Annotated in this window: 19 protein-coding genes; 2 read left to right on the top strand and 17 right to left on the bottom strand. The window is 41.2% G+C overall.

All coding sequences use genetic code 11. The features are described 5' to 3' along the window. Positions 1-15: 15 nt before the first annotated feature. The 13 genes from IGJ01_RS04170 to IGJ01_RS04110 form a co-directional block, all read right to left on the bottom strand. Positions 16-951 carry a carbohydrate ABC transporter permease gene (locus IGJ01_RS04170; RefSeq protein ID WP_005237317.1) on the bottom strand — a complete coding sequence of 312 codons (936 nt, stop codon included), beginning with the start codon at positions 949-951 and terminating at the stop codon, positions 16-18. Continuing rightward, positions 935-3,946 (bottom strand): extracellular solute-binding protein, encoded by a 3,012-nt coding sequence (locus IGJ01_RS04165; RefSeq protein WP_430601445.1) that lies wholly within the window; start codon positions 3,944-3,946, stop codon positions 935-937. Before IGJ01_RS04165 ends, IGJ01_RS04170 begins: the two co-directional genes overlap by 17 nt. An 89-nt stretch (positions 3,947-4,035) precedes the next feature. Then, positions 4,036-5,562, bottom strand: coding sequence for an ABC transporter substrate-binding protein (locus IGJ01_RS04160; protein ID WP_005237319.1), 1,527 nt, complete (start codon positions 5,560-5,562; stop codon positions 4,036-4,038). Between the two features lie 739 nt (positions 5,563-6,301). Continuing rightward, positions 6,302-6,469 (bottom strand): hypothetical protein, encoded by a 168-nt coding sequence (locus IGJ01_RS04155; protein WP_005237320.1) that lies wholly within the window; start codon positions 6,467-6,469, stop codon positions 6,302-6,304. A 457-nt stretch (positions 6,470-6,926) separates the two neighbouring features. Next, positions 6,927-7,334 (bottom strand): NusG domain II-containing protein, encoded by a 408-nt coding sequence (locus IGJ01_RS04150; RefSeq protein ID WP_005237322.1) that lies wholly within the window; start codon positions 7,332-7,334, stop codon positions 6,927-6,929. 25 nt (positions 7,335-7,359) lie between these two features. Then, positions 7,360-7,755 carry a hypothetical protein gene (locus tag IGJ01_RS04145; RefSeq protein WP_005237323.1) on the bottom strand — a complete coding sequence of 132 codons (396 nt, stop codon included), beginning with the start codon at positions 7,753-7,755 and terminating at the stop codon, positions 7,360-7,362. A 37-nt stretch (positions 7,756-7,792) separates the two neighbouring features. After that, positions 7,793-7,963, bottom strand: a complete 171-nt coding sequence (gene rpmF, locus IGJ01_RS04140) for a 50S ribosomal protein L32 (RefSeq protein ID WP_005237324.1) — start codon at positions 7,961-7,963, stop codon at positions 7,793-7,795. 28 nt (positions 7,964-7,991) lie between these two features. Further along, on the bottom strand, positions 7,992-8,126 hold the full coding sequence (locus IGJ01_RS04135; RefSeq protein WP_005237325.1) for a putative metal homeostasis protein: 135 nt from the start codon (positions 8,124-8,126) through the stop codon (positions 7,992-7,994). Between the two features lie 15 nt (positions 8,127-8,141). Next, entirely contained in the window at positions 8,142-8,411 is a 270-nt protein-coding gene (gene rpsN, locus IGJ01_RS04130) for a 30S ribosomal protein S14 (RefSeq protein WP_005237326.1), read from the bottom strand. 16 nt (positions 8,412-8,427) lie between these two features. Next, positions 8,428-8,580, bottom strand: a complete 153-nt coding sequence (gene rpmG, locus IGJ01_RS04125) for a 50S ribosomal protein L33 (RefSeq protein ID WP_005225339.1) — start codon at positions 8,578-8,580, stop codon at positions 8,428-8,430. Positions 8,581-8,878: 298 nt separating this feature from the next. Continuing rightward, positions 8,879-10,858 carry a S9 family peptidase gene (locus tag IGJ01_RS04120; protein ID WP_244733272.1) on the bottom strand — a complete coding sequence of 660 codons (1,980 nt, stop codon included), beginning with the start codon at positions 10,856-10,858 and terminating at the stop codon, positions 8,879-8,881. A gap of 78 nt (positions 10,859-10,936) precedes the next feature. After that, complete coding sequence (locus IGJ01_RS04115) at positions 10,937-11,881, bottom strand: tocopherol cyclase family protein (protein ID WP_005237328.1); 945 nt, start codon at positions 11,879-11,881, stop codon at positions 10,937-10,939. A gap of 213 nt (positions 11,882-12,094) precedes the next feature. Further along, a complete protein-coding gene (locus tag IGJ01_RS04110) occupies positions 12,095-13,132 on the bottom strand; it encodes an NADH:flavin oxidoreductase/NADH oxidase (protein WP_244733270.1) in 1,038 nt (345 codons plus the stop codon). A gap of 263 nt (positions 13,133-13,395) precedes the next feature. On the opposite strand from IGJ01_RS04110, the gene IGJ01_RS04105 reads away from it, so the two are divergent. Then, complete coding sequence (locus IGJ01_RS04105) at positions 13,396-15,534, top strand: HelD family protein (RefSeq protein ID WP_430601444.1); 2,139 nt, start codon at positions 13,396-13,398, stop codon at positions 15,532-15,534. A gap of 163 nt (positions 15,535-15,697) precedes the next feature. Here the strand turns inward: IGJ01_RS04105 and IGJ01_RS04100 are convergent, their stop codons facing one another. Further along, positions 15,698-17,080, bottom strand: coding sequence for a CHAP domain-containing protein (locus IGJ01_RS04100; RefSeq protein WP_042890032.1), 1,383 nt, complete (start codon positions 17,078-17,080; stop codon positions 15,698-15,700). 392 nt (positions 17,081-17,472) lie between these two features. Here IGJ01_RS04100 and IGJ01_RS04095 point away from each other — a divergent pair, with 392 nt between their 5' ends. After that, the gene (locus IGJ01_RS04095; RefSeq protein WP_430601443.1) at positions 17,473-18,873 is read left to right on the top strand and encodes a metallophosphoesterase; all 1,401 of its coding nucleotides are present in this window, start codon (positions 17,473-17,475) and stop codon (positions 18,871-18,873) included. Positions 18,874-19,324: 451 nt separating this feature from the next. Here the strand turns inward: IGJ01_RS04095 and IGJ01_RS04090 are convergent, their stop codons facing one another. From IGJ01_RS04090 to IGJ01_RS04080, 3 genes are all read right to left on the bottom strand, one after another. Beyond that, the gene (locus tag IGJ01_RS04090; protein ID WP_087664402.1) at positions 19,325-19,678 is read right to left on the bottom strand and encodes a nuclear transport factor 2 family protein; all 354 of its coding nucleotides are present in this window, start codon (positions 19,676-19,678) and stop codon (positions 19,325-19,327) included. 558 nt (positions 19,679-20,236) lie between these two features. Next, on the bottom strand, positions 20,237-20,437 hold the full coding sequence (locus IGJ01_RS04085) for a cold-shock protein (protein ID WP_005225331.1): 201 nt from the start codon (positions 20,435-20,437) through the stop codon (positions 20,237-20,239). A 247-nt stretch (positions 20,438-20,684) separates the two neighbouring features. Beyond that, positions 20,685-22,145, bottom strand: a complete 1,461-nt coding sequence (locus IGJ01_RS04080; protein ID WP_086332108.1) for a glycoside hydrolase family 1 protein — start codon at positions 22,143-22,145, stop codon at positions 20,685-20,687.

The raw sequence follows: 22,145 nt of genomic DNA, 5'->3' as shown, positions 1-22,145 counted from the left end.
CTCTAAATAATAATTTTAGTTTTCACTAAACAGCTTATAGCTGACACGATTAAATAGAATCACAATAAGTAATAGCACAACTGTAACCGCTGAGGCATAGCCTAACTCATACCGGGTAAAGCCAAAATCTTGGGCATGATCGACGATCAACCAGCCGGAATATTGAGGTGGTGGATTGCCACCACTCAAAGCTGCCGCCAAACCAGCTGTGTTAAACGTGCCAACGATGGCCATGACTGCGCCAAATAGCATTTGTGGCTTCATGGAAGGAATGGTAATAAAGAAGACTTCCTGCCATCTATTTTTCACTCCATCAATACTTCCTGCTTCATAAAGTGAGCGATCGATATTCAATAACCCGCCTAGCATAGCTAAAAAGCCGACCCCCATGCTACTCCAGATCCCGATAAAAATCATAATGACAAATAAAATCGTTGGCTGTTGTAAAAATTGAATCGGCTCTCGCACGATGCCCCACTCTAAGAGCCAATGATTCAAGTAGCCGGTCTCATCACCACTGAATAAAACCCGCCAAACTGTCCCCATCATGATGGAGCCTGTAATCGAAGGTGAGTAAATGATCACTGTATAAATGGTCCGCATTCGATGGGTAACTTGCGAAATATTCCAGGCGAGAAAAAAAGCGAGCATATAGCCGACAGGCCCAACAATCACACCATACAAAATCGTATTCATCAGCGCATTTTGTAAAAAAATCGTATCTCCCATAATCAAATCAATGTAATTTTGAAACCCGATGAATTCTGGAAATTGAACAGTATTGAAATAGGTAAAGGACAAAAGAAATGCGACGATGACTGGCAATAAAATTAACAAGCCAAATAATAGCGCATAAGGCGAAAGAAAGAGAAACGATGAATTCAGTAGACGATCTAGCCAGCGATACTCTTTTTTGGCTGTCTTTTGATTTGATTTAGTTATCCCCATCATGACTTGGTATCCACCTTTCAATTGTTTCTAGTACGGGAACATTAAAAGGCCGAACCAAGACGTCTTCTTGGATATACCCAAACTCCCTCAATTTTCTTTCCAACTCTTTGTCGATTATCCTGACCGCATGATCGATGGCGATCCGCGGATTCTCTCCATCGAGAACTACTTTGTTCCAAGCATTGCTAAGCTCTCTTTCTACAATATAATCACCGGGAACTCTCCCTGTTGTTTGAATCCATTGCCATTGCTCTAAAATCACTTGCTTTGATTCTTGCGGCCAAGCACTTGCTTTGAATCCTTCTAGGTTGGCTGGCAAATAGAGAAACTGGTGTCCCAGAGTCGCCTGCAGATCATAGGAGAACGTCGCCTGTGTTTGGCTACTGTTCCACCATTGTAAGAAAGACCAGCTTCCTGCTTTTTTCTCACTATCGCTAAAAATAATCGACGCAGAACCATAGGTAGGATCCCATCGTTCGATCTCTCCACTGTCATTTTCGATCCCAGGAATTGGGATCATCCCCCACTGACCGGCAATTTCAGGCGCTGCATGCTTCAATTGCACATAGAGATTAGCATCGCCGATCCCAATAGGAGTTTTCCCATCACGAAAACTCTGATAGAATTGCGCAGTAGTCAAGGGCATGTTGTAGACTGTAAAAAGACTGGTCATAAAATCAAACGCTTCATAGGAACCACCTAAATGAATCTCCGTCTGACTCCCAGTGTCATCGAACAACCGCCCGCCATACTGATAAATAAACGGCGTGGTCGTGTCGAATCCTTTATGTGAACTGTCGGATCCTAAAGGGATATAAATATTCATATCGTATCTTTGTAATAATGGAATGATGCTGATCATTTCTTCCCATGTTTGCGGTGGTTCTTCTCCGATCATCTCCAACAGATCCTTACGGTAATAAAGTAACTTGACTGTCTGTGTTTCTGGAATCGCATAGACTCCTTCGTCATAGATATATTGCGTAAAGGAATTTGGGTTGTATTCAGCGGTAAGCTGCTCAAATCCTTCCAGCTCACTTAGATCTTCGATGATTCCTCGCAGTCCCAACTCAAAAGGCATCCCATGACTGACACTTAAGGCCGCATCCGGCACACTTCCTGCAGCATTGTTTAAGATGATTCGTTGTTCATCAGGCAACAAGGATAAATTCACTTGGATGCCCGTTTTAGGTGTAAATTCTTCATCAACAAGTCGCTGAATGATCTCTAAATTTAAACGCGATTGATTGACCCAAACCTCTATCGCTTCTCCCTCAGTTTCATTTATTTGACGATATCTTGGATTGATAAACGTATAAGCAAATGCCTTTACGCTTTCCAAAGCTGTGGTAAAAATCCCTACTCGCTCCCTTGGCAGTTCGACATTCGCATCATGGATAAAAATTCGATCCATTGATAAGGGACTAGCAATTAAAGTTGGTAAGACAGATTGGATCCTTCCGTAGGCCGAGGAGTAGCCTTGATTAAAACGGGTTAAATAATGAGGCAATGTATCCGGCTGTTCATAGAAACTCTCGACCATAGCGATTGCAACCGCTAATTCTGTCAAAATCGGTAATTTTTCATTGCCTAATAAATCGATCAACACTTCTCTTTGTGCGTTCAATCCATCTAGGATCTCTGCTAATGATGTTTTGAGTTCTGGGAAATAGGTTTCGATCCGCCAGTCTCTCTGACGATCAACCAATCCACCCGTCAAGCGCACCACTTCCGCACCGATGCCATCCATCTTTGCCAGTAATGCCAACAATTCATGGTATGGTGCTGCAACAAGCGTGCTGTCAATGACAAGCGATAGCGTATGTTGTCCCTCTTCTAAATAAAATAAAAAGGCGTTTCCCTCATCATCACTCAGTGTTTCATGGATCCACTTATTTGAATAATCAAAGGAATAAGTACTCAATTCTTCAAACGGAACTTCGCCATTTAACTCGATTCGTCTTCTAGCAGGCATTCCGTTATTCATGTTTTGTAAGTATTTGAAGGTGATTTGGTAAAAGCCACTCTCTTCCACAGTCAAAACATACGACACTTGGTCCCCAGGCTCAGAAAAAGAAGCACCATCTAAAACATTCAATAATCGGGTTTGATAGTCATAGGGACTTAATGCTGGGTTACGAAGATATTGACCGCGGATACTTCTTCGACTTTTAGTCACAGGATTTTCTGTCTCGATCGTCAATAATTGTTGATCATTTTGTTTTGATGCGCCTTCGTGCACGACAAGATATTCCTCATAGGAAAGGATGGATCGTTGCGTGTTCTTGATAATGATATCTCCTAGTAAAATAGCTCCTTCAATCAATTCGAAGGAAAGCGTGTTCTCACCTTCTGCTAGTTCAAACTTCAACGGATCAGCAAAGAAATGATTTGGGTCTTTCAATGGTTGTTGGTCCCATTCCCCAGCTAGCTCTGATCGCACCTGAAGCTGATCGCCATAACGATCAAATTGAATTGCAGATTCCTCGTGCGCTTGTTGCCATTGCAAGGGCAACGTTAAGGCGTTCATCTCATTAAACTGAGTCGTATCGTTGATTTCGAAGGACAGTTCTGGGTTTAAAAATGTCTGCTCTTCTACACGGTAATCCAGCCAAACCTCATACAAACCCCCAACAGGCGCATTGATGGTCAACTCGATTTTATCTCCAGCTTGAAGATTCGTGACATATCCCTCATAGTTCTTACTCTGAGAAGGAGGCACCAATTCACCACCCAGGCGCTCTTGCGCTAAGTTAACTGACTCCTCAGTAGGTATTTCAAGCCCTTCTCGTAATCGTTCCATCGCTACCGCATAGTAATGATCTGCTTCGTGGGAAAAAGCCATTAATTCTTCCGTACTCCTTAGATCACTCCGACTTACTTCCTTTTCTTGTTCGGTATCATTTCTCGAAAAAAGAACGGATGCCAATACGATCACTGTTGTGATGCCGATTGACCAGGCTATTTGAAACATACTTCTTTTTTTCTTTGTCATAGAATCCCAACCTATCACTCATTTTTTGATGTAAGGAAACCTTGTTATGGTTCAAATGACCATAACAAGGTAGGTACTGATGGAAGTGATCAACGATTGTATTGTCGTAAGTATTCTTCGATCTGTTCATTGATTCTGCGGTCCCATTCGCTAGCGATGTCACTATAGCGAACTCCTTCATCCTTGATTTGATGCATGATTTCCCAAGGATCAACATCCCCTTGGACATTAGAGAAACCAGGCATTTGTCTCGGATAAGCGACAGGGTTAGATAATTGTTGCTGGAAGGCTTCTTCTTTAAAAGCGGCGAAATTGTAGTTAGCTAATCCACTCTCTTCATCGAACCCTTTTACCAATGGATGATTCGCTAACACCGTTGGATTAGTCGTAATTGGCCATCCTTGAATGAAGTCCATCAAACGATCCTCAGCTCGTAATGGTGCATCTTCTGGAAGACCTGAGTATTCATCGATCAAGGCCCATCTTGAAAGTAAGCCTTCCTCGCCATAAGTTAGCCACTTCAACAGCTCAAACGCCGCCTGAGCCTTCACCGGATCATCTTCTAACTGACTAGAGATACTAAAAGTATCATAGTAACCAGGAATGTATGTTTCGCCACGAGGAGCAGTTGGCATTGGATAAATATCGATCTCCATGTCTCGTGTTTCAATCAATTCAGAGACATCGCCGCTTAATGCCCACAACCAACCACTTTCTAAGACTTGCAAGCCATCACCAAATGCCCAACTCAAGTTGCCGACTTTTGCAACTCGTTCTTCTTCACTGAGATCATAAAAATGCAATCCTTCGATCGCTTCACGGGCAAATCGCTCATAGTACTCGCCAAAGTTTGTCGCACTAGCTAAATCCCATCGTTCTGTTTCAATATTGAACCCTTTCCACCCATTGGGAATATCATCAAAATAATTAGGTCCTATTTCCCCAAACCCAACAACGCCGGGAAAGATCGGGCTATTGGCTGTCAAAACTGCAATTTCACTTCGAAGCTCTTCATACTCTTCATAACTCCAGTTATAATCTGGAATCGAGAGATTATTTTCTCTCAAAAGACGTGTATTCACTAATACATATTGGGAAACAGACTGCCAAGCCAAGCCATAGATTTCTTCACCATCATGGGTACGTAAAAACTCCATCGCATTATCAGAGATCCATTGCGCTTCATCATCTGCTTCTAAATAAGGTGTTAAATCAAGCGTAAACTCACGATCATAAACTTCAGCAGACATCGGCGAAAAGTAAATGTCTGGTAAGTCATTGTCTTGCGCACGAGCATTCAGCATTTCCAATTGTTCAAAGTTTCCATTCTCGCCATTGGCAAATTGCGCATCGCGAATAACGTTGATATTTGGATACTTCTCCATAAATTTCTCAATATTTAACCACATTGGATTTTCGCTATTTTCTTCCCCATAATAGCGGCTGGCAAAAACCAGATCGATCTCCTCTTCTTGCCATGCCAAATCCCCTTCTTCATCAGATGTAACATGGTTTCCAGATTCTGTGGTATCTGGATCATTGGAATTACTACAAGCTCCTAAAAGGAATAAACTTGAGAACAAACAGACCGACCTTACTATTTTGCTTTTTTTCATACAAAACACTCCTCATTTATATTTTTGTCTTTTATTTTTCTTATGGAAATGGAGGTACTTTCCTTAAGGACTTAAAAAATCACTTTTAGTTAAACGTTTACGTAAGTAATACGTAAACGTTTAACTATTATTCATTACTTGCTTCATTTGCTTCCAATCTACTTCTAGCTTTGCAATGCACGCTCTTAAACGATAGAGATTAGAACGTTATTGCCTTTTTCTCCTGATTCTTCTGTTTATCAGGATGCCGAAGTATGTGATTACCTGTCATCCTCTTTCTTTTGATCAATAATCTACCCAAGCGAGGATGAAGCAAGAACTTTTAGCTCTTCTTTTAGTCCTCAACTGACGATAGAAAAGCCTCTCTCACCTATGAAAGCGCTTAAGATATAAATCAATAGTACCATATGATAACAGATACTCAATATAAAACTTATAATTTGTATAAATAACCCACCTATTTCGTTTAACATATCAGATTATTTTCGTCTAAAAGAGCCTTAAATAATTAAAAAAATATATTTTTAAGACAATTTTAATGAAATCGAAAAAAACCGATTAATAATAATATAACATAACATTCTATAGACGACCTGAACGATTAATTAATCAAACCATTTAACTCCTGCTGCTTGCTGGTTTTCTATTTCAGGCAACAAAAAAAAGCATTGATGCTTGCATCATGCTTTTTTCTCATTTTCTTCTACTCATTAAAAACTATTTATTGTTGAAGAGGATATTAGTGATTCTTTGAACGCCATTTGATCGTGTCTTTCGTCTTGCGCTGTTTCGTTACTTTGATTCCTTTTGGAGCCACACGAATCGCATAATCTTCCTTTTTCACCACATCATAGACATGCTCTGCAACTTCCGTTACTTTTTCTTTTAGATTCAATTTAAATTTCATGTGTTTTCATCTCCCGAATGCTTTACTAATAGCCTATCGCAAATAAAAAAAATCTTCAACTTATAGCCCTTCATAAAAAAGGATTTTTAGGGTTTTCGTTCCTCTTTATTGGACAAGCGATTTAGACGCAACCAATGCTTCGTAATGCTGAACTGTTTTTCTAGGTTTAGAAGAAAATTTGTTGAACAAACGGAACGATCCTTTCTTCTCCCCTTCACCGTTCCCCATTTCTGGCAATACAGCATTATTGACATAGCTTTGGTTTGAAGGATGTTTACAGAAACTTATCTTTTTCATATGCTCCTCGTTTCTTATCAAATGAGACTGAGTTTGATCAACAGATTGTCTCCAGTTAGACGCACTTATTTTCTAGTTTCAATAAAAAAGTGTCAGTAGAAAATCCAACGATTTCCCACCAACACAAAATAGTGTAGTTTCCAACTACCACAAAGTTCGATTAATAAATCAAATAGTCAGAAGCACCAGCTTGCTTGATCTCGATCACTAGCTTATGAGGCAGGCAAATGCTCGTCTGTCCATTGCGATAGATCCAGCTGGTTTTGACAGCAATTTGGTCCGGGCTATTGTCTTCACGCACTCGGATCGCACCATCTTTGATCTCGACGATATTGTACTGACCTTCTGCTGGATAATACGTTTTTTCCATCGCATCGATTTCTTCCAAGTTAAAACGGTCAACTTCTTCCCCATTGATTCGCACGATCGCATAACGATCCCCAGTATCACTTTGGGCTTGCGCTTCAAATAGAAAAAGCGGTAAAAAAGAGCCAACAACTAATAGAACAAACAATAGATAATCATAGGGCTTTAAAAGTTTTAAAAATGGCTGGATCGTCTTTTTCATCACATGTACGCCTTTCACTGTTCATTCACTGTTTCTTTTTAGAAGGTAATCGCTCTTCAAAAAAAGCAGTCAGATCAATGATCTCTTCCTCTGTGAAGGTTTCTCGTTCCCATTGGTCAAGAATTTGTTCTTGCAAAGCCAAATCCATTTCCCAAAAATGATCGATCTTCTTGAAATGCTTTGGGTCAAAAGAACGAAACACGGGGTAGATCATCAAAAATTCTTCAAAGGTAAGATCCCAGTCCTCAGTATAATCTTTAACGACCCCTTCTGACAAGGCTTTTTCCGTTGGATCGCCATTTTCTTTGATTAAACCAGCTTCGTAAAAATGGCGATAGATGGCCTCTTTGGTGATCTCTGGATGAAATTTTTTACTGTGACGGTAGGCTTCTTCAATCAATGACGGATAGATGATCTCCATTTTCCCCCTGCTTTCTGGACGGCGTCATAAGACGGCGTTAATTCTTTTCGATTGGGTGCTGTGCTTTGTATTCTGCTAAAGATACATGGTGGCTGCGCTTGAAGGTTCCTGTTGTCCCATCAAACGAAATCGCTGGGGATTTGACGCCATGGTGGGTCCGACGCTTATTCTTTTTTGCTTTTGATGTTTTTCTTGCAGGTACTGCCATGTCATTCCAACTTTCTTTCACTTTTTCATTATGCACGCAGCTGCAATGCATTTTTTCGTTTGTTTCGTTTAAATTCATGAATGATTTTTAATGCGCGTTTCCTTGTTTTGATGTTCGGGCTCTTTAAACGTCGATACGCACTAGACAAGTCCGTTTTTTCCATGTTGACTCCTTTCTGTTACCAGCTTGCTTTTGTAACGCCGGGAATTTCTCCGAGGTGTGCATGCTTACGGAAATTGATCCGTGACATGCCGAATTTATTCATGTAGCCCCGAGGACGACCATCGATCATATCCCGTTTCTTCAAACGAGTCGGATTCGAATCCTTCGGTAGTTTGGCCAATGCTTGGGTATCTCCTTGCGCTTTTAATTCTTGACGCACTGCTCGGTATTGTTCGATCAGTTGTACTTGCTTGTTGTATTTTGCCATTTTTGATTTTTTTGCCATTCAGTTATTGTCCTTCCTATTTCTTGATTTCACGAAAAATCGCTCTGCGCCGCAACTTTGGTGAATATTTTTTTAATTCTAAACGTTCCGGCGTATTGCGCTGGTTCTTATTAGTCAAATAAAGTCTTTCCCCTGTCTCCACACATGCCAAAATAATATTGTTTCTCATAATAACCAGCTCCTTTCTCTTGCGTCACACCAAAAAAGGTTAAAGTGTAACAATTACGTTTTGTATCATATCACACTCAAACATAGGAAGCAAGCAAAACTATTTCTTCTTTTTGTTATTTAACAAGTGAAGAAAACGTCATATGAATTTGTTTTCAATCGTTGCTGTCATTGGCGGCAAGGTAACAGGAACCTGTAGCTTTTGATCGCGCAAAAAAACCACCTGATCTTTAAGGAATCACTGGTCGGGCTTTTCAAGCAGCCCACGTCGTGATCCTTTATCAGGTGATTTCTTTCGGTTAATTTACTGATTTGTTCTCATGTGATGCAAGCCATTCACTGATCGCTTGCAAGCGTTCTATCCGCAAGTTCGGCAAGCCATTGCGTGATAAACCATGAGAGGATTGAGGAAACAGCATCAGCTTCGTATCGACGCCTTTACGCTGCAACGCCATGTAAAACTGCTGTCCTTGTTCTTGCGGACATCGCAAATCATTTTCCCCATGGAGGACTAGCGTAGGTGTCTTGACTTGGCTGGCATAGGCCAAAGGCGACATCTTCCAAAGTCCTTCGGTCCCATCAAGTTCCCGCAACAATTGGAATTTGACAAAGGCAGGTCCAATGTCGCTCGTCCCATAAAAGCTGATCCAATTTGAGATCGAGCGTTGCGTAACTGCCGCACAAAAACGATCGGTATGACCAACGATCCAGTTGGTCATAAAGCCACCATAGCTGCCACCAGCTACATGGATCGTGTTCGTATCGATTTCTGGATGGTTTGCCACCACGGCATCAACCCCCAACAGCAAGTCCTGATAATCTTTATTGCCATAATCACCTAAAATCGATTTGACAAACGCCTGACCGTACCCTTGCCCGCCACGAGGGTTCAACAAGATGACCCCATAGCCGTTAGCGGCATGGACTTGCATCTCGTGGAAAAATGTTTCGCCGTAGCAGACTTGCGGACCGCCATGGATGTACAAAATTGCTGGATGACTTTCTTGTGTTTCGGTCGGGGGCAAATACCAGCCTTGAATTTGCCAACCATCTGCTCCTTCGTACCAAAACGCTTCGGGTTTACTGATCGCTAACTGTGACATAATTGCTTGGTTGGGATCGTATAGATCAGTTACTTCGCCACTTGCTAAGTCAATCAAGCCTAAGCGACTAGGGATCGTTGTGGTCGCATAAGCAACAGCAAGTTTGGATTCCGAATAGATCGCCGCATCAAGGATATCCATTTTTTCATCAAGCAGTTTGGTCCATTCTCCTTGGATCGAGGCGCGGTACAATTGTAGCTTGCCATGCTCCGTTACGGGTACAAGGAATGTGTCATCCGTCAACCAGGTGATCGCTACGCCGCGATTTTTTTGTTGAAAATCACTGATGATCGCATTGCCAAAAGCAACATCTAACTCCTTGGAAAGATTTTTGACTGCTTTCGTTTTTAAATCGATCAAAAATAAATCATCCAAGGTCACAAATCCGTAAGAGAGGTCATTGCCTAATAATAGCAGCTGATCATTGCGCGCTGCAGCAAAAGTATACGATCCTTCTGGCAGAATGTTTTCTAAACTTTCTGTCTTTTTCGTCTGGCTATTTAGGAGACAAACCTTCGATCCATAGTCCCACTCGTCTTCTTCCTCTTTGTCAAAAGTGAGAAACAAAGTCTCTTGATCATCCGCTAAGCCAGAGAACACAAAGGGATACTTATGCTCAAAAATCAGTTCCGTTTCTTGTGTCGCGATCGTTTTTTTGATGATCGAATGTTTTTTTTCTTTTAAAAAGCCGACGCCATCCGCCAAATAATTGACCTTCGTAGTAGCTTTTACTTGTGGAAATTCCTTTTGCTTGTCCGTCTTTTCTTTGTCGTCTTGATTCTCTGAAACCGTCTCCTCTTGTGCCAGCTGGTAATAGATAGCCGTTGCGTCTTGCTTCCAAAAATAGTCGCCCAGACCTTTTTCAGTCACAAGTGCTTGGGGCTTGCCGCCGGACACCGACATCGTCCATAACGTACTTTCACCTTTCTTTGGATCGGTCGTCACAAAACTGAGCCATTGCTCATCTGGCGAGACCTTTAGACTGTTGTGGGTCGTCGCTTCGGTGCCCCACTCACGCCGTTGTTTGGTCTTTGCGTCAATACTATAAATCGCTGAATCATACGTGTTGGTCTCTGGGTTGACTACCGTTTCCAAGTAAAAAACCTGATTTTGCCCCACTGCAGGCTGCGCAATCGTTTTCAGTTCAAACAGTGTCTCATTCGTTATTTTTTTCATCCATTTCCCTCCAAATATACGTGTTTTCGTAGTAACTATCTACTAGTATATCAAAAGAAACGAATTTTTCTGCTTTTTTTAATAGTGAAATCCTCGCAAATTCGCAACTTCTTCAAAACCAGCCGACATCCCTGTCTGCCTTAAGATCTCCTGCCCATTTTCTAAAAGGGTCAAGGTGATTTCCGTACTGGCACTTTCGCGAATGATCCGATTCATTTGCCCAATAGAAGGTGCCCTCAAAGAATGCCCTTCTTTCGTCAAAACTTCGATCGTTAAGGACCATTGTTTTTGTTTGAGATGGATCACTAAACGGTCTTCCGTGCGTTTGACATCATGAATCTTTGCACCATGATAAGTAGCAAAACGATATTCTTGGCTGCCGACTTGCAGAACACAAATCGTTCCCAAAAAAGCAAAACCAGCAAAGGGAATGTCGGCTGCGGAGAAAAAGAACCGAACATCTGGCGCATCAAAGCTGTTGCACTGAACCCAAATATAAGCTGCTGGAAAGGAGGTTCCCCAATCTTTTTCCAAATAACCGATCCCGTTCGTAAAATCGATTGGTTCTTCGTTCCAGTACAGCGTACCTTCTAAGGTATGACTCATGCTCAAGACCCCGTGATAACACTCCATAAATGACAGATACGAAAAAGGACCCATGATACTCGGCGCATAACGTGTCCGCTGAATCGGTTTGTGGTCGTTATACTTTACTGACCCTTGTACTTGAAGTTCGTTATTTTTTAAAGAGACTTGGATGCCTGCTTCACTAAAGATATTGTCACCAATCGTTACTTTACGCTCCTCTTCTGACACTTGAAAGTCAGTTTCTGGAAAGGAAAAGTAATGCGCACCCTCATGATTGATCACTTGAATGAATACTTCTTTGGTCCCGTCTTTTTGAATCGAAAAACCAGGAATAAAAGCATAGACTTCTTCACCGATTTGGTGTTTATGGTACCAGCCTTCAAAAAAAGCGGTCTGCTTGTCGTGGCCGTGAAAGAACTGATCTGTTGTCAACATCTTGATTTCCCTCCGTTTCTTTTTTAGTGTAGCATGAAGCAGAAAGATTCCTCAGGATAATGCTTTTTCTATGTAAAAAAAGCCAGAAACAAGTAAGACACTTGTTTCTGGCTTTGCTTATTGCTCTTTCATCACTCGTTTGAAAATATTCTAGCAGAATAAAAAAATCTCCTAAGAAGAATTTTCTTCTAGGAGATGTTTTTATCAAATATATCAACGTTTCACCCCACGTTGATAGGAATCATTGTACGCTTGAAAGGACTTATCGTGAAGTTTAGCCGCTGCATCTGCCAACCAGTTGACATTTCTGATCAATGCGCGCCCTTGTAAAACCAAATCCACTTGATTGGTTTGCAAAAGATATTCGCAAAGATCAGGATTATCCAATAAACCGACTGCTGCTACGGGAATATCGACCACTTGCTTGATGGCTGCAGCAAAGGGCACTTGGTAGCCATCATAGATCGGAATATTAGGCTTTTTATCCACCACACCGCCTGTGGAGCAGTCAAGACAATCAATGCCATCTGCTTGAAGCCATTGGGCTACTTGCTGCCAATCTTCCAACGAATTTTGGCGTCCTGGTTCTTCATAGTCTGTCAGTGACAAGCGCATCCACAATGCCCCAGAAAAGACCGCCCGAACTGCTTGTACCGTTTCTTTTACAAAGCGATACCTATTCTCTAAGGAACCACCATACAGGTCGGTGCGTTGATTGACGAGAGGGGAAAGAAATTGATCCATCAAGTAGCCATGAGCCCCATGAAGTTCGATCATCGTGACACCCGCTTTGGCTGCTCGTTGGGCAGCCTGAACAAAACTATCTTGCACCCGTTTGATTTCCGACAGGGTCATTTCTGACGGTAACGGGTAGCGTTCGTTAAAGGCAACGGCACTTGGTGCCAAAGGATTGGTGGCATCAACTGCTTTTCGTCCTGCATGGCTTAGTTGGATGCCTACTTGCGCATCGAACCCATGCAGCAGTTCCACCAATTTCGTCAGTTCTGTTTGCTGTTCTTCATTCCATAACCCTAGATCATTGTTTGTGATTCGTCCGTCTGGTTCAACGGCAGTTGCTTCGATAATGATCAATCCGGCTTTGCTTAATGCTCGTGCCCCATAGTGAACAAAATGAAAGGGCTCCGCAACACCGTCTTCTTTTTTTACTTCATACATACACATCGGCGACATAACGACGCGGTTGGCCAATGTTAAATTCGCTAGCTTCACTGGTGACAATAGTTTGGACATGTTGACACTCCCTCAACGATTTTTCGCTTTGTATTTTTCTCTATATTCAGTATAAACAGCCCCTTCAAAAACACAAGCAATGACCCTTTTTCTCATTTTTAAAACAAAAAAATAGACGCATTCTGCTTGCTCCCATGACATTGGAACAATCAGATGCCTCTTCCCACTATTATTATACCGCATCCAGAGTCAAAAAAATAGACTAGTATTTTTGGTGGATGCCCGTATAATTGAGTTACTTTGGAGAATGGATGTGAGTCTGAATGAACAACCTAAAGGCTGAAAAGAAGCATCTCGCAGACACGTACCAGCAATTGCTAACACGAAAGACAGTGCTGAACAGTTTCTTGACTGAAGGCAGAAAAAAAGATCGCCTTGCGATGCAAAGCATCGGCGAAGAGATTCGCTTAAACTTTGATAATTTTGCTGACCGTTTAGATACTTTTGCTGCCATCGAAAGTAAGAATCGTGAGATCGACCAAATGAACGCCGCTCTTCAATCTGCTGAACGTGAATTAGCTGCCATCGACCGTCTTCTGGATAGTCCCTACTTTGGTAAAATCTCCCTACAATTTGAAGATGAGGAAACGATAGAAGATTTTTACATTGGGATCAATGGTTTTGTTAATGAAAATAAGGAAGGGCTGATCTATGATTGGCGCTCCCCAATTGCCGAATTGTTCTATGCCAAACGCTTGGGTCCGGTCTCTTATCAAGTGAACAATCAGACGATTTCTGCCGTTCTTGAACAACGCCGTCAATTTATTATCGAAAAAGATCAATTGAAGCAAGCCTTTGATACCTCAGTGGCGATTCAAGATGACGTGTTACTGGCAGCCCTTGAAGCCAATAATAGCCAAAAAATGCAGGATATCACTGCTTCGATCCAACACGAACAAAACGTCATCATCCGTGACTTAGCGCATAAAAACCTACTGGTCAACGGTGTTGCTGGAAGCGGAAAAACTTCTGCTGTCATGCAGCGGATCGCCTTTTTGCTGTACCATTTTCGTGAAGAGATGACCGCAGAGAATGTCTTGATCCTCTCCCCGAATTCGCGGTTTATTGATTATATTTCGCAAGTGCTGCCTTCCCTCGGTGAAAAAAATCCATTGACGTTGACCATGCGGCAGTTTTGCCAAGCATTTCCTAGCGTTGACTTAGAATCGGAAGAGGCTTATTTTGACCGCATCCAGCAAGCACCCAGTGAAGCAATCGAACTTTTACGCAGTGCTGACTTCAGCCGCTTTCTTCAATCCTTGAGCAAACAGCTGCCAGAAGAACTTGTGCTTCAGTTTAAACCAATCAAAAGAAAAAACGTCGTCCTTTTTTCTGAAGAAACGATCGACACTTTCTTCCAAGAAACACCGAAACAGGCACCCTTGCGCGATCGCATCCAAGCTGTCAAAAAGAAATTGGCTTACGCTTGGGAGGAACGATTGCAAAAAAATGCCTTAGCAGCGAATGTTCACGACCAAGTTCGTTCTTTGACTGAAGATGAACAACGATCCCTTTTAGGGACAGTTTTAAAAGATGATTCAGAAAAAACGATTCAGAAAGCAGCCCTTCGCCTCCTAAAGAAAAAATATGCAAAAGTTACGAAACAAATCAACGACCTTACGTGGTTTGATACGAAACAATTGTTAGCAGACAGTGCCGACTATTTTACTCATGGACAGATCGCTTTGACGCAAACAACAGATAGTTTGGATTATACTGTTTGTCTATTGCTGATACGTCATTTGGTGGCCGAAAAACAACCTGTCCCTGCTTTGCGCTATCTCTTTATCGACGAAGTCCAAGATTATACGCCAGCACAACTGCAGTTTCTATTATGTCTTTTTCCTATGACCGCTTTCACCCTCGTGGGGGATCAGCAACAGGCGATTTTTACAAGTGCCATCACCGTATCAGAAATCCAAACGATATTTCAACAACAGGCGAAATCCCTCGAAACGTATCAGCTGACTACGAGTTATCGGTCTAGCGGTGTAATCACACGGTTATTTGCTCAAATGCTACCAAAAGAAACCAATTTAAACATCTCTGCCGTTCGACCAGCAGGAAAGTTGCCACAGTTTTATGCCAATCTGACTGACGTTGCCTTGGTAGACATAGTAAAGGAACTTAAGCAGCCAGTAACGATCATCACAAAAGATAGTCGATCCAGTGAAGAGCTTAAACAATTCTTCGATAAACAGGCCGTGTCATTTCATGGAACGGTTTTACCGATTCATCTTGCCAAAGGATTGGAATTTAAGCAGGTTCTTTTATATGATGTTTCAGCAGAAAATTATCATACCGATCAAGATCAGCGGATTCTCTATACGGCGATTTCTCGTGCAATGGAAGAACTGATGGTAACTTCAAAAACGACCTTTTCACCGTTTCTCACTATTTGATAGTAGAACGAGAAACCTCCTATTTTCTATAGAATCTTGATAAGATTTGAGAGAACCCTGTCTTGTCTCTCTGGGTAATTCTCTTGTCTGACCGATTTAGAAAGCGATCGATCAAATAAAAAAGCATCAACGCGATTGCGTTGATGCTTTGCTTTTGATTTGATTAGCGATGGATGTAAGTATATCCAGATGCGCTCAATGTTGCAGTGTTTGGTCCACCAGGACTGTCAAAGCCCATTCCGCCTTGAGAGATCGTGATCGTATTGTTTGATGGGTTGTATGATTCAACATAGGCTACGTGACCATAAGTTGGATCAGCAGTCCAAACGCCACCAACTGATTGACCAGCGGCAAAGACTACAACAGCACCGGCTGCTGGTGTACCATTGACAGTGTACCCATCAGCTGCAGCTGACGCACCCCATTGGGCCCCGTTACCCCAGTAAGTACCTACCCAAGGAGCACGGTTTTTCACGTACCAAGTACATTGACCCCAAGCATACATGTTCCCTGAGCTTGAATGATCTTTTCCGCCGCCTGTAGAAGTACTTCCGGTAGAATCATTGTTTGATGAAGAGTTTGAACCTGAGTTACTTGAACTTGAATTGCTTGAACCAGTGTTCGAAGAGCTTGTGTTCGATGAACTTGAGCTGTTAGAACTGCTAGTATTGCTTGAACTTGAGCTTGTGTTGCTTGAAGAACTACTTGTTGCTGTTTCAGTAGAAGCAACTGTATTTTCTGTCGTGCTCTCTGTTGATTGGGCAGCAGCTTCTTCTTGTGCTTCTTTCAAAGCAGCAGCTTGTCTTTCTTCTTCTGCTTTTTGAGCAGCAGCAGCTTCTTGTTGTTCTTTCAAGATACGGGCTTTTTCAGCTTCCGCTTCTTGTTTTTTCTTGTTCAATGCATCTTTGTCTTTTTCAGCAGTTGCTTGTTCTGCTGCTAAGTTTGCTTTCAAGACATTTAAATCAGCTTGTTTTGCTGCAATGGCATCTTTTTGTTGGCTAAGTTCTGCTTGGTTTGCAGCAACTTCTTGGATCTTGCTTTCGTTTTCTTTGACTTTGTCTTCAACATCTTGTTTGTCTTGTTTTTGTTGTTCAACTAAATCATTGTTTGCATTGACGATCGTTGTCATCGCTTGTACGCGACCGATAACATCCGTTAAAGAATCTGCTTCTAAAACAGCATCAATGAAATTGGTGCTTTGACCGTTAACTTGTACATCACGGGCTTGCTTTTGGATTGCTTCTTCACGTTTGGCAATACGCAATTTCAATGTTGCGATTTTGTCTTGCAATTTCTCAGCTTCTTGACCTAACTCAACTTGTTTCGCTTCTAATGAAGCAACTTTTGCACTCACTGTTTCAATTTCTGCTTCTAGAGAATCGATTTGTGATTGGGCGTCAGCTTGCTGACCTTTAAGAGAATTGATTTTTTGGTCTTGCTGCTCGATTTGATCATCAATGGAATCTGCAAATGCTAATGCAGGTGCTGCAACTGCTGTTAATGTTAGTGAACACACCATTAATGCTGATAACAAACTATTCTTCACTCGTTTTTCCTCCGACTAGCTGGTTGATTTGACAGATGAACTGCCTTTATAAAAACTTAATTTTGTCTAAGAAAGTTTAATGTTCGATTTAACGACAAATGAATTCTACCATAATGATATGACACACAGATAAAGGAAATGTTACAAAAATGTTTCAATCTAACACTTCCTTTATCTCAGCGATAAATAACAGAACAATTAAAGACCGTTAAATCAATGTTTCTGAATAAAACACCGCGTTTTCTTTTCATTTTCAAAAAATGATGTTCTTTCTATTTTAGTTATTTTTATCACATAAAAGCACCTAAATAAGAGCACTTATAGTTTTTTCGGAATTATCTTAACAAGAAAAACTATGAAAACAAGAAATCTTTCAAAAAAAGACCCTTTATGTGACAAGATTCCTTTTCCTTCCTATAATAAATAAAACAAGCGAGGAGGGAATCGCGATTCGTACACACAAAAAATGGTTTTGGCCATTGGCACTTCTTACACTTTTTGTCACCTGTTTCCTGTTATTCTTTCAATTTCGTAAGGTGCATGAAGCCGATACACCTTTGCAACAGGCAAGCAACAGTGAGTTTTGGCTCTTAAGTGATATTCATTTTCTTTCCTCCACGCTTCATGATAATGGCGAAGCCTTTCAGACCTTCACGCAAGGAGCTGCTGGCAAAGAGATGATGTATCAAGAACAATCAATCGAGGCCTTCACCGCTCAAGCCTTAAAGGAGAAACCAACGGGAATTATTTTGACCGGTGATATGACGCTCAATGGCGAGAAAGCAAGTGCTCAAGAGTTGGCAAGATTGCTTGAACCATTGCAAGAAGCTGGCATTATGGTTTTAGCATTACCTGGCAACCACGAGATTTACAATGGTTGGGCGCGAGCATTTCAAGGTGAAAAGGAATACTATGCCGATCAAATCAGTCCTGAGGATTTTCAAACGATTTTTGCTGAAGGTTACGAAAAAGCCAACAGTATCGACAAGTCTTCCCTTAGCTACAGCATTCAGTTAAATGACAAGTATCGCCTCTTTTTACTAGATTCATGTATCTACGATTCTGAGGTTAATTGGGATGAGCCTACAACGAATGGTGAGTTGAAACCAGCTACTCTAACCTGGTTGGAGGAGCAATTAACCCTGACAAAAGAAGCAGAGCAAGTACCACTGGTCTTTTTACACCATAACTTGTTCAGTCATAATAAATTGTTACAAGACGGTTATGTTCTCAACAACGCCTCTGAGACTGTCGCTTTGTTGGAACGCTTCAACGTGCCAGCCGTTTTCTCTGGTCATATCCACATTCAAGACATTAACGAAGGGAATGATTCGCTTTATGAAGCAGTCACTGGGTCTTATTCAACAGCAGAATTAGGCTACGGCGTCCTTTCTCTTTCTGACAAAGATATCGACTACGAAGCTCGGCAGATTGATCTCGATGCTTGGGCGGCTGAAACGAAGCAAACTGATGAACAGTTACTGGACTATCAAAACTACCAGAAAAGTATTTTTGAAAATGATACCGACCAACTGGTCCGTGACCAATTGTCCGCCGTGTCTGAACTGTCAGAATCCCAGATCACACAACTTTGCACGTTTGTCACGAAGCTGAACACAGCCCTTTTTACTGGCAATGATACTTACTCAGTCGAGGAAATAGCTGCCATCAAAGACTCCGAGGAGTATCAGTGGTTAGCGACCTATTCTTACTTTTTGAAGCAATATGTCGATTCAATGCTCGACGATCAAACCGATGATCGCAAGCTGACGATCCCCCTCACAGCAGAATAAAGCCAAAAAGTGTCTTCTTCCTTTCTTTTAGGAAAAAGACACTTTTTCTTTTCTAATGAACGATAGCCCTCTCGTTTGGGTAAACGAGAAGGCTATCTGACGAGTCAATATTTATTCTTTGAAAGTGCAGCATACTATTACTACTATTATTTATTTCTCATTTAAACGATACAATCCCTAACCTCTATTGTATCCTTGTAACTCTGAAGTTACGCCAGGTTTGAATAAATTTCTTCAAAACAAGTAACGTGTGGTACAAAAATATTTGTCGCTTATCAATAACTATACCACGCAACTAGGCGCCGACGGAAGTAAACTAACTTATTCTTAATCATTACTTAAAACAAAAGGTATTGTTTTCAAACAGTGTTGCTCCTTTAAGAATTCTACGTGAAGCGATTAACCTTCCTGTCATGCATATCTGCTAACCATTCCTATAAGGGAATTCCTTTTATTCAATAGGCAAGTCGTGCTGTTTTAAGAAAGATAATTTATCCCAGTAGCCTCTTTGAAATAAAATTTTATCATTTACTATTTGAAAAAAACCGCAACCTCTCAAACCTAAGGGGTCACGCCACTCTAAAATTGCCCATTGTCCATCTTCGAAAATGTTCTCAACGATACAAACCATTTTTGCGTTAGAAAAATCTTGCTCAAACATCTGCTTGATCGCTTGTTTCCCAACAACTGGCTCATTAGCAACCTGGTGGTTTATTGCATTCTCATCATATAATTCTGAAATAATTTCTACATCTGCCTGATTAAACGCATCAACCCATTGGCAAAGTATTTCTTTTGGCTTCATATAAATCCCCCTCGAAATGTAATCATCTTTGTTCCCATCTCCAATAAAAAAAGCAGCTAATTTGTACCAATATATTCTACTTTTACAATTCATTCAAGACAATATCGATGAAACGAATAAGAAATATCGATCTTTCACATCGATTACTCTTGTATAAGTACGGGGTACCATATATTGAATCGTAGCATGTTTCGCTTTACCTGTTTCTTTATTCCATTCACATGAGTCATGCCATTTGAATCACTAGTAATCATTGCTTTTAATGGTAGCAACGCCACTAAACCTATTCAACCACTTTATTAATTTATTGAATACGGTATACAGCCCCTCTTTCTTTTTATACGCTTATCATCGAATGAGAAATCATAGGTAAGTAAACCGCGACGCTTAGGGCTAGTTGAATAGTGAAATCAAAGATGTACTATTTACCATGTCAGGTCCTCAAAACCTGCAACTATTCTCTTGTAGCAGATCATCAACACCCGATCCATTTCAATATTTATATAAAATAAAACAAAAAAAGCGAGAACCCAATGGATTCTCGCTTGTTAACGTCAATTAACCTTTAACGATGTTTGTTGCTTGTAAGCCGCGTTGGCCTTCTTCAACGTCGAAAGTCACTGCTTGACCTTCTTCTAAAGTTTTGAAGCCGTCGCCTTGGATAGCTGAGAAGTGAGCAAATACATCATTGCCGTCTTCACCTGTAATAAATCCAAAACCTTTATCTGCATTAAACCATTTTACTGTACCGTTATTCATAAACGTATACCTCCATATTACACATCGACTGTGTTTATTTGTTTGTAATAGAAAATGATGTGTAATTGAAGTGTGTATCAATAGAAAAGATAAACAAGTATTAACATATCAGAACTTTACCTATTCATCATAGCACGGTTAAAATAAAATAGCAAATAAATTTGGGCTTTTTTCTTGATAATAAGCGAAATTGTTATGAAATCTTATGATTAAGCCTAGGAATTGCTTTATCTGGAAGAATCAAAAATCAAAGAGTTGCGCCGTTTGAAGCAATTACTTTTTTGTACCAATCAAAAGATGCTTTCTTGATGCGTTTCTTTGTGCCATTGCCTTCATCGTCTTGGTCGACGTAGATAAAACCATAGCGTTTCGACATTTGTGAGGTCGAAGCACTGATGATATCGATGCAGCCCCATGCCGTATAGCCAAAGACCTCGACGCCATCATGTAACGCTTCATTGATTTGTTCAATATGCTGACGCAGATAGTCGATTCGATAAAAATCATCGATGGTGCCATCTTCGTTTACGACATCCTCTGCTCCCAAACCGTTTTCGGCAATAAACAAAGGTTTTTGGTAGCGGTCATAGAGTTGATTCAATGCTGTTCGCAACCCTTTGGGATCGATCTGCCAGCCCCATTTACTGCTTGGCAAATAGGGGTTTTTTATCCCACCAGTAATCAAATTCCCGACAGCACTTTCCAATCGTTCTGGATGCGCGCTGACTGCACTGGACATATAGTAACTAAAGGAAACAAAATCCACAGGGTTTTCCCGGATGACTTCTAAGTCTCCTGGTTCGATCACCAATTCCACTCCTTTTTCTTCAAACATGCGGTTGGCATATGCTGGATAATAGCCTCTTGCCTGCACATCACTGAAAAAGAGTGAGGTTCGTTGACTTTCGACTGTTTTTTGGACATCATCTGGATCACAGCTGTACGGCGTTAATAATTGATAGCTGATCATACAGCCGACCTTGGCATCGGGAATCAATCGATGGCAATAGTCAGTCACGATTGCGCTGGCGACAAATTGATGGTGCGCCCCTTGGTACTTTTCTTGTTCAATATTAGGATGGCCTTCTTCAATGATCCCAACACTAACATATGGATGGTGTTTGACACAGTTGATTTCATTAAAAGTCACCCAGTATTTGACTTTCTTTTGGTATCGCTCAATCACCGTCTTGGCAAAACGGACATAAAAGTCGATCACTTGCCGATTCGGCCATCCTCCATACTCAGTCACTAAATACAAAGGCATCTCATAATGGGATAGTGATACCACTGGTTCAATCCCATACTTCAAACATTCATCAAAGACTGCGTCGTAAAATGCCAATCCAGCTTCGTTTGGCTCTACCTCATTCCCCTTTGGAAAGATCCGTGTCCAAGCAATTGACATCCGATAGGCTTTGAAGCCCATCTCAGCAAATAAGCGAATATCTTCTTTAAACTGATGATAAAAATCGATGCCCTGTCTTTTCGGATAGTATTTCGTGCTGTTAGGATCCTGTGCTTCTGCAACTTGCTGATGAGTCATCATATGCCATTGGTCAGTCCAACGTTCTTTCGGCATTGAGGAATCGAACAGATAGACATCAGAAACCGACAAGCCTTTTCCATCGATCCCAGAGCCTCCTTCAACTTGGTTGGCAGCTGTTGCTCCCCCCCAGAGGAAATCTTTTGGAAAATAACTTTTCAT

The organism is Enterococcus sp. AZ089 (assembly GCF_050547225.1).
In the GTDB taxonomy this organism is placed as follows: Bacteria; Bacillota; Bacilli; order Lactobacillales; family Enterococcaceae; genus Enterococcus_D; species Enterococcus_D entomosocium.
The sequence above is the reverse complement of the archived record's forward strand: the minus strand, read 5'-3'. Positions and strand labels throughout refer to the sequence as shown.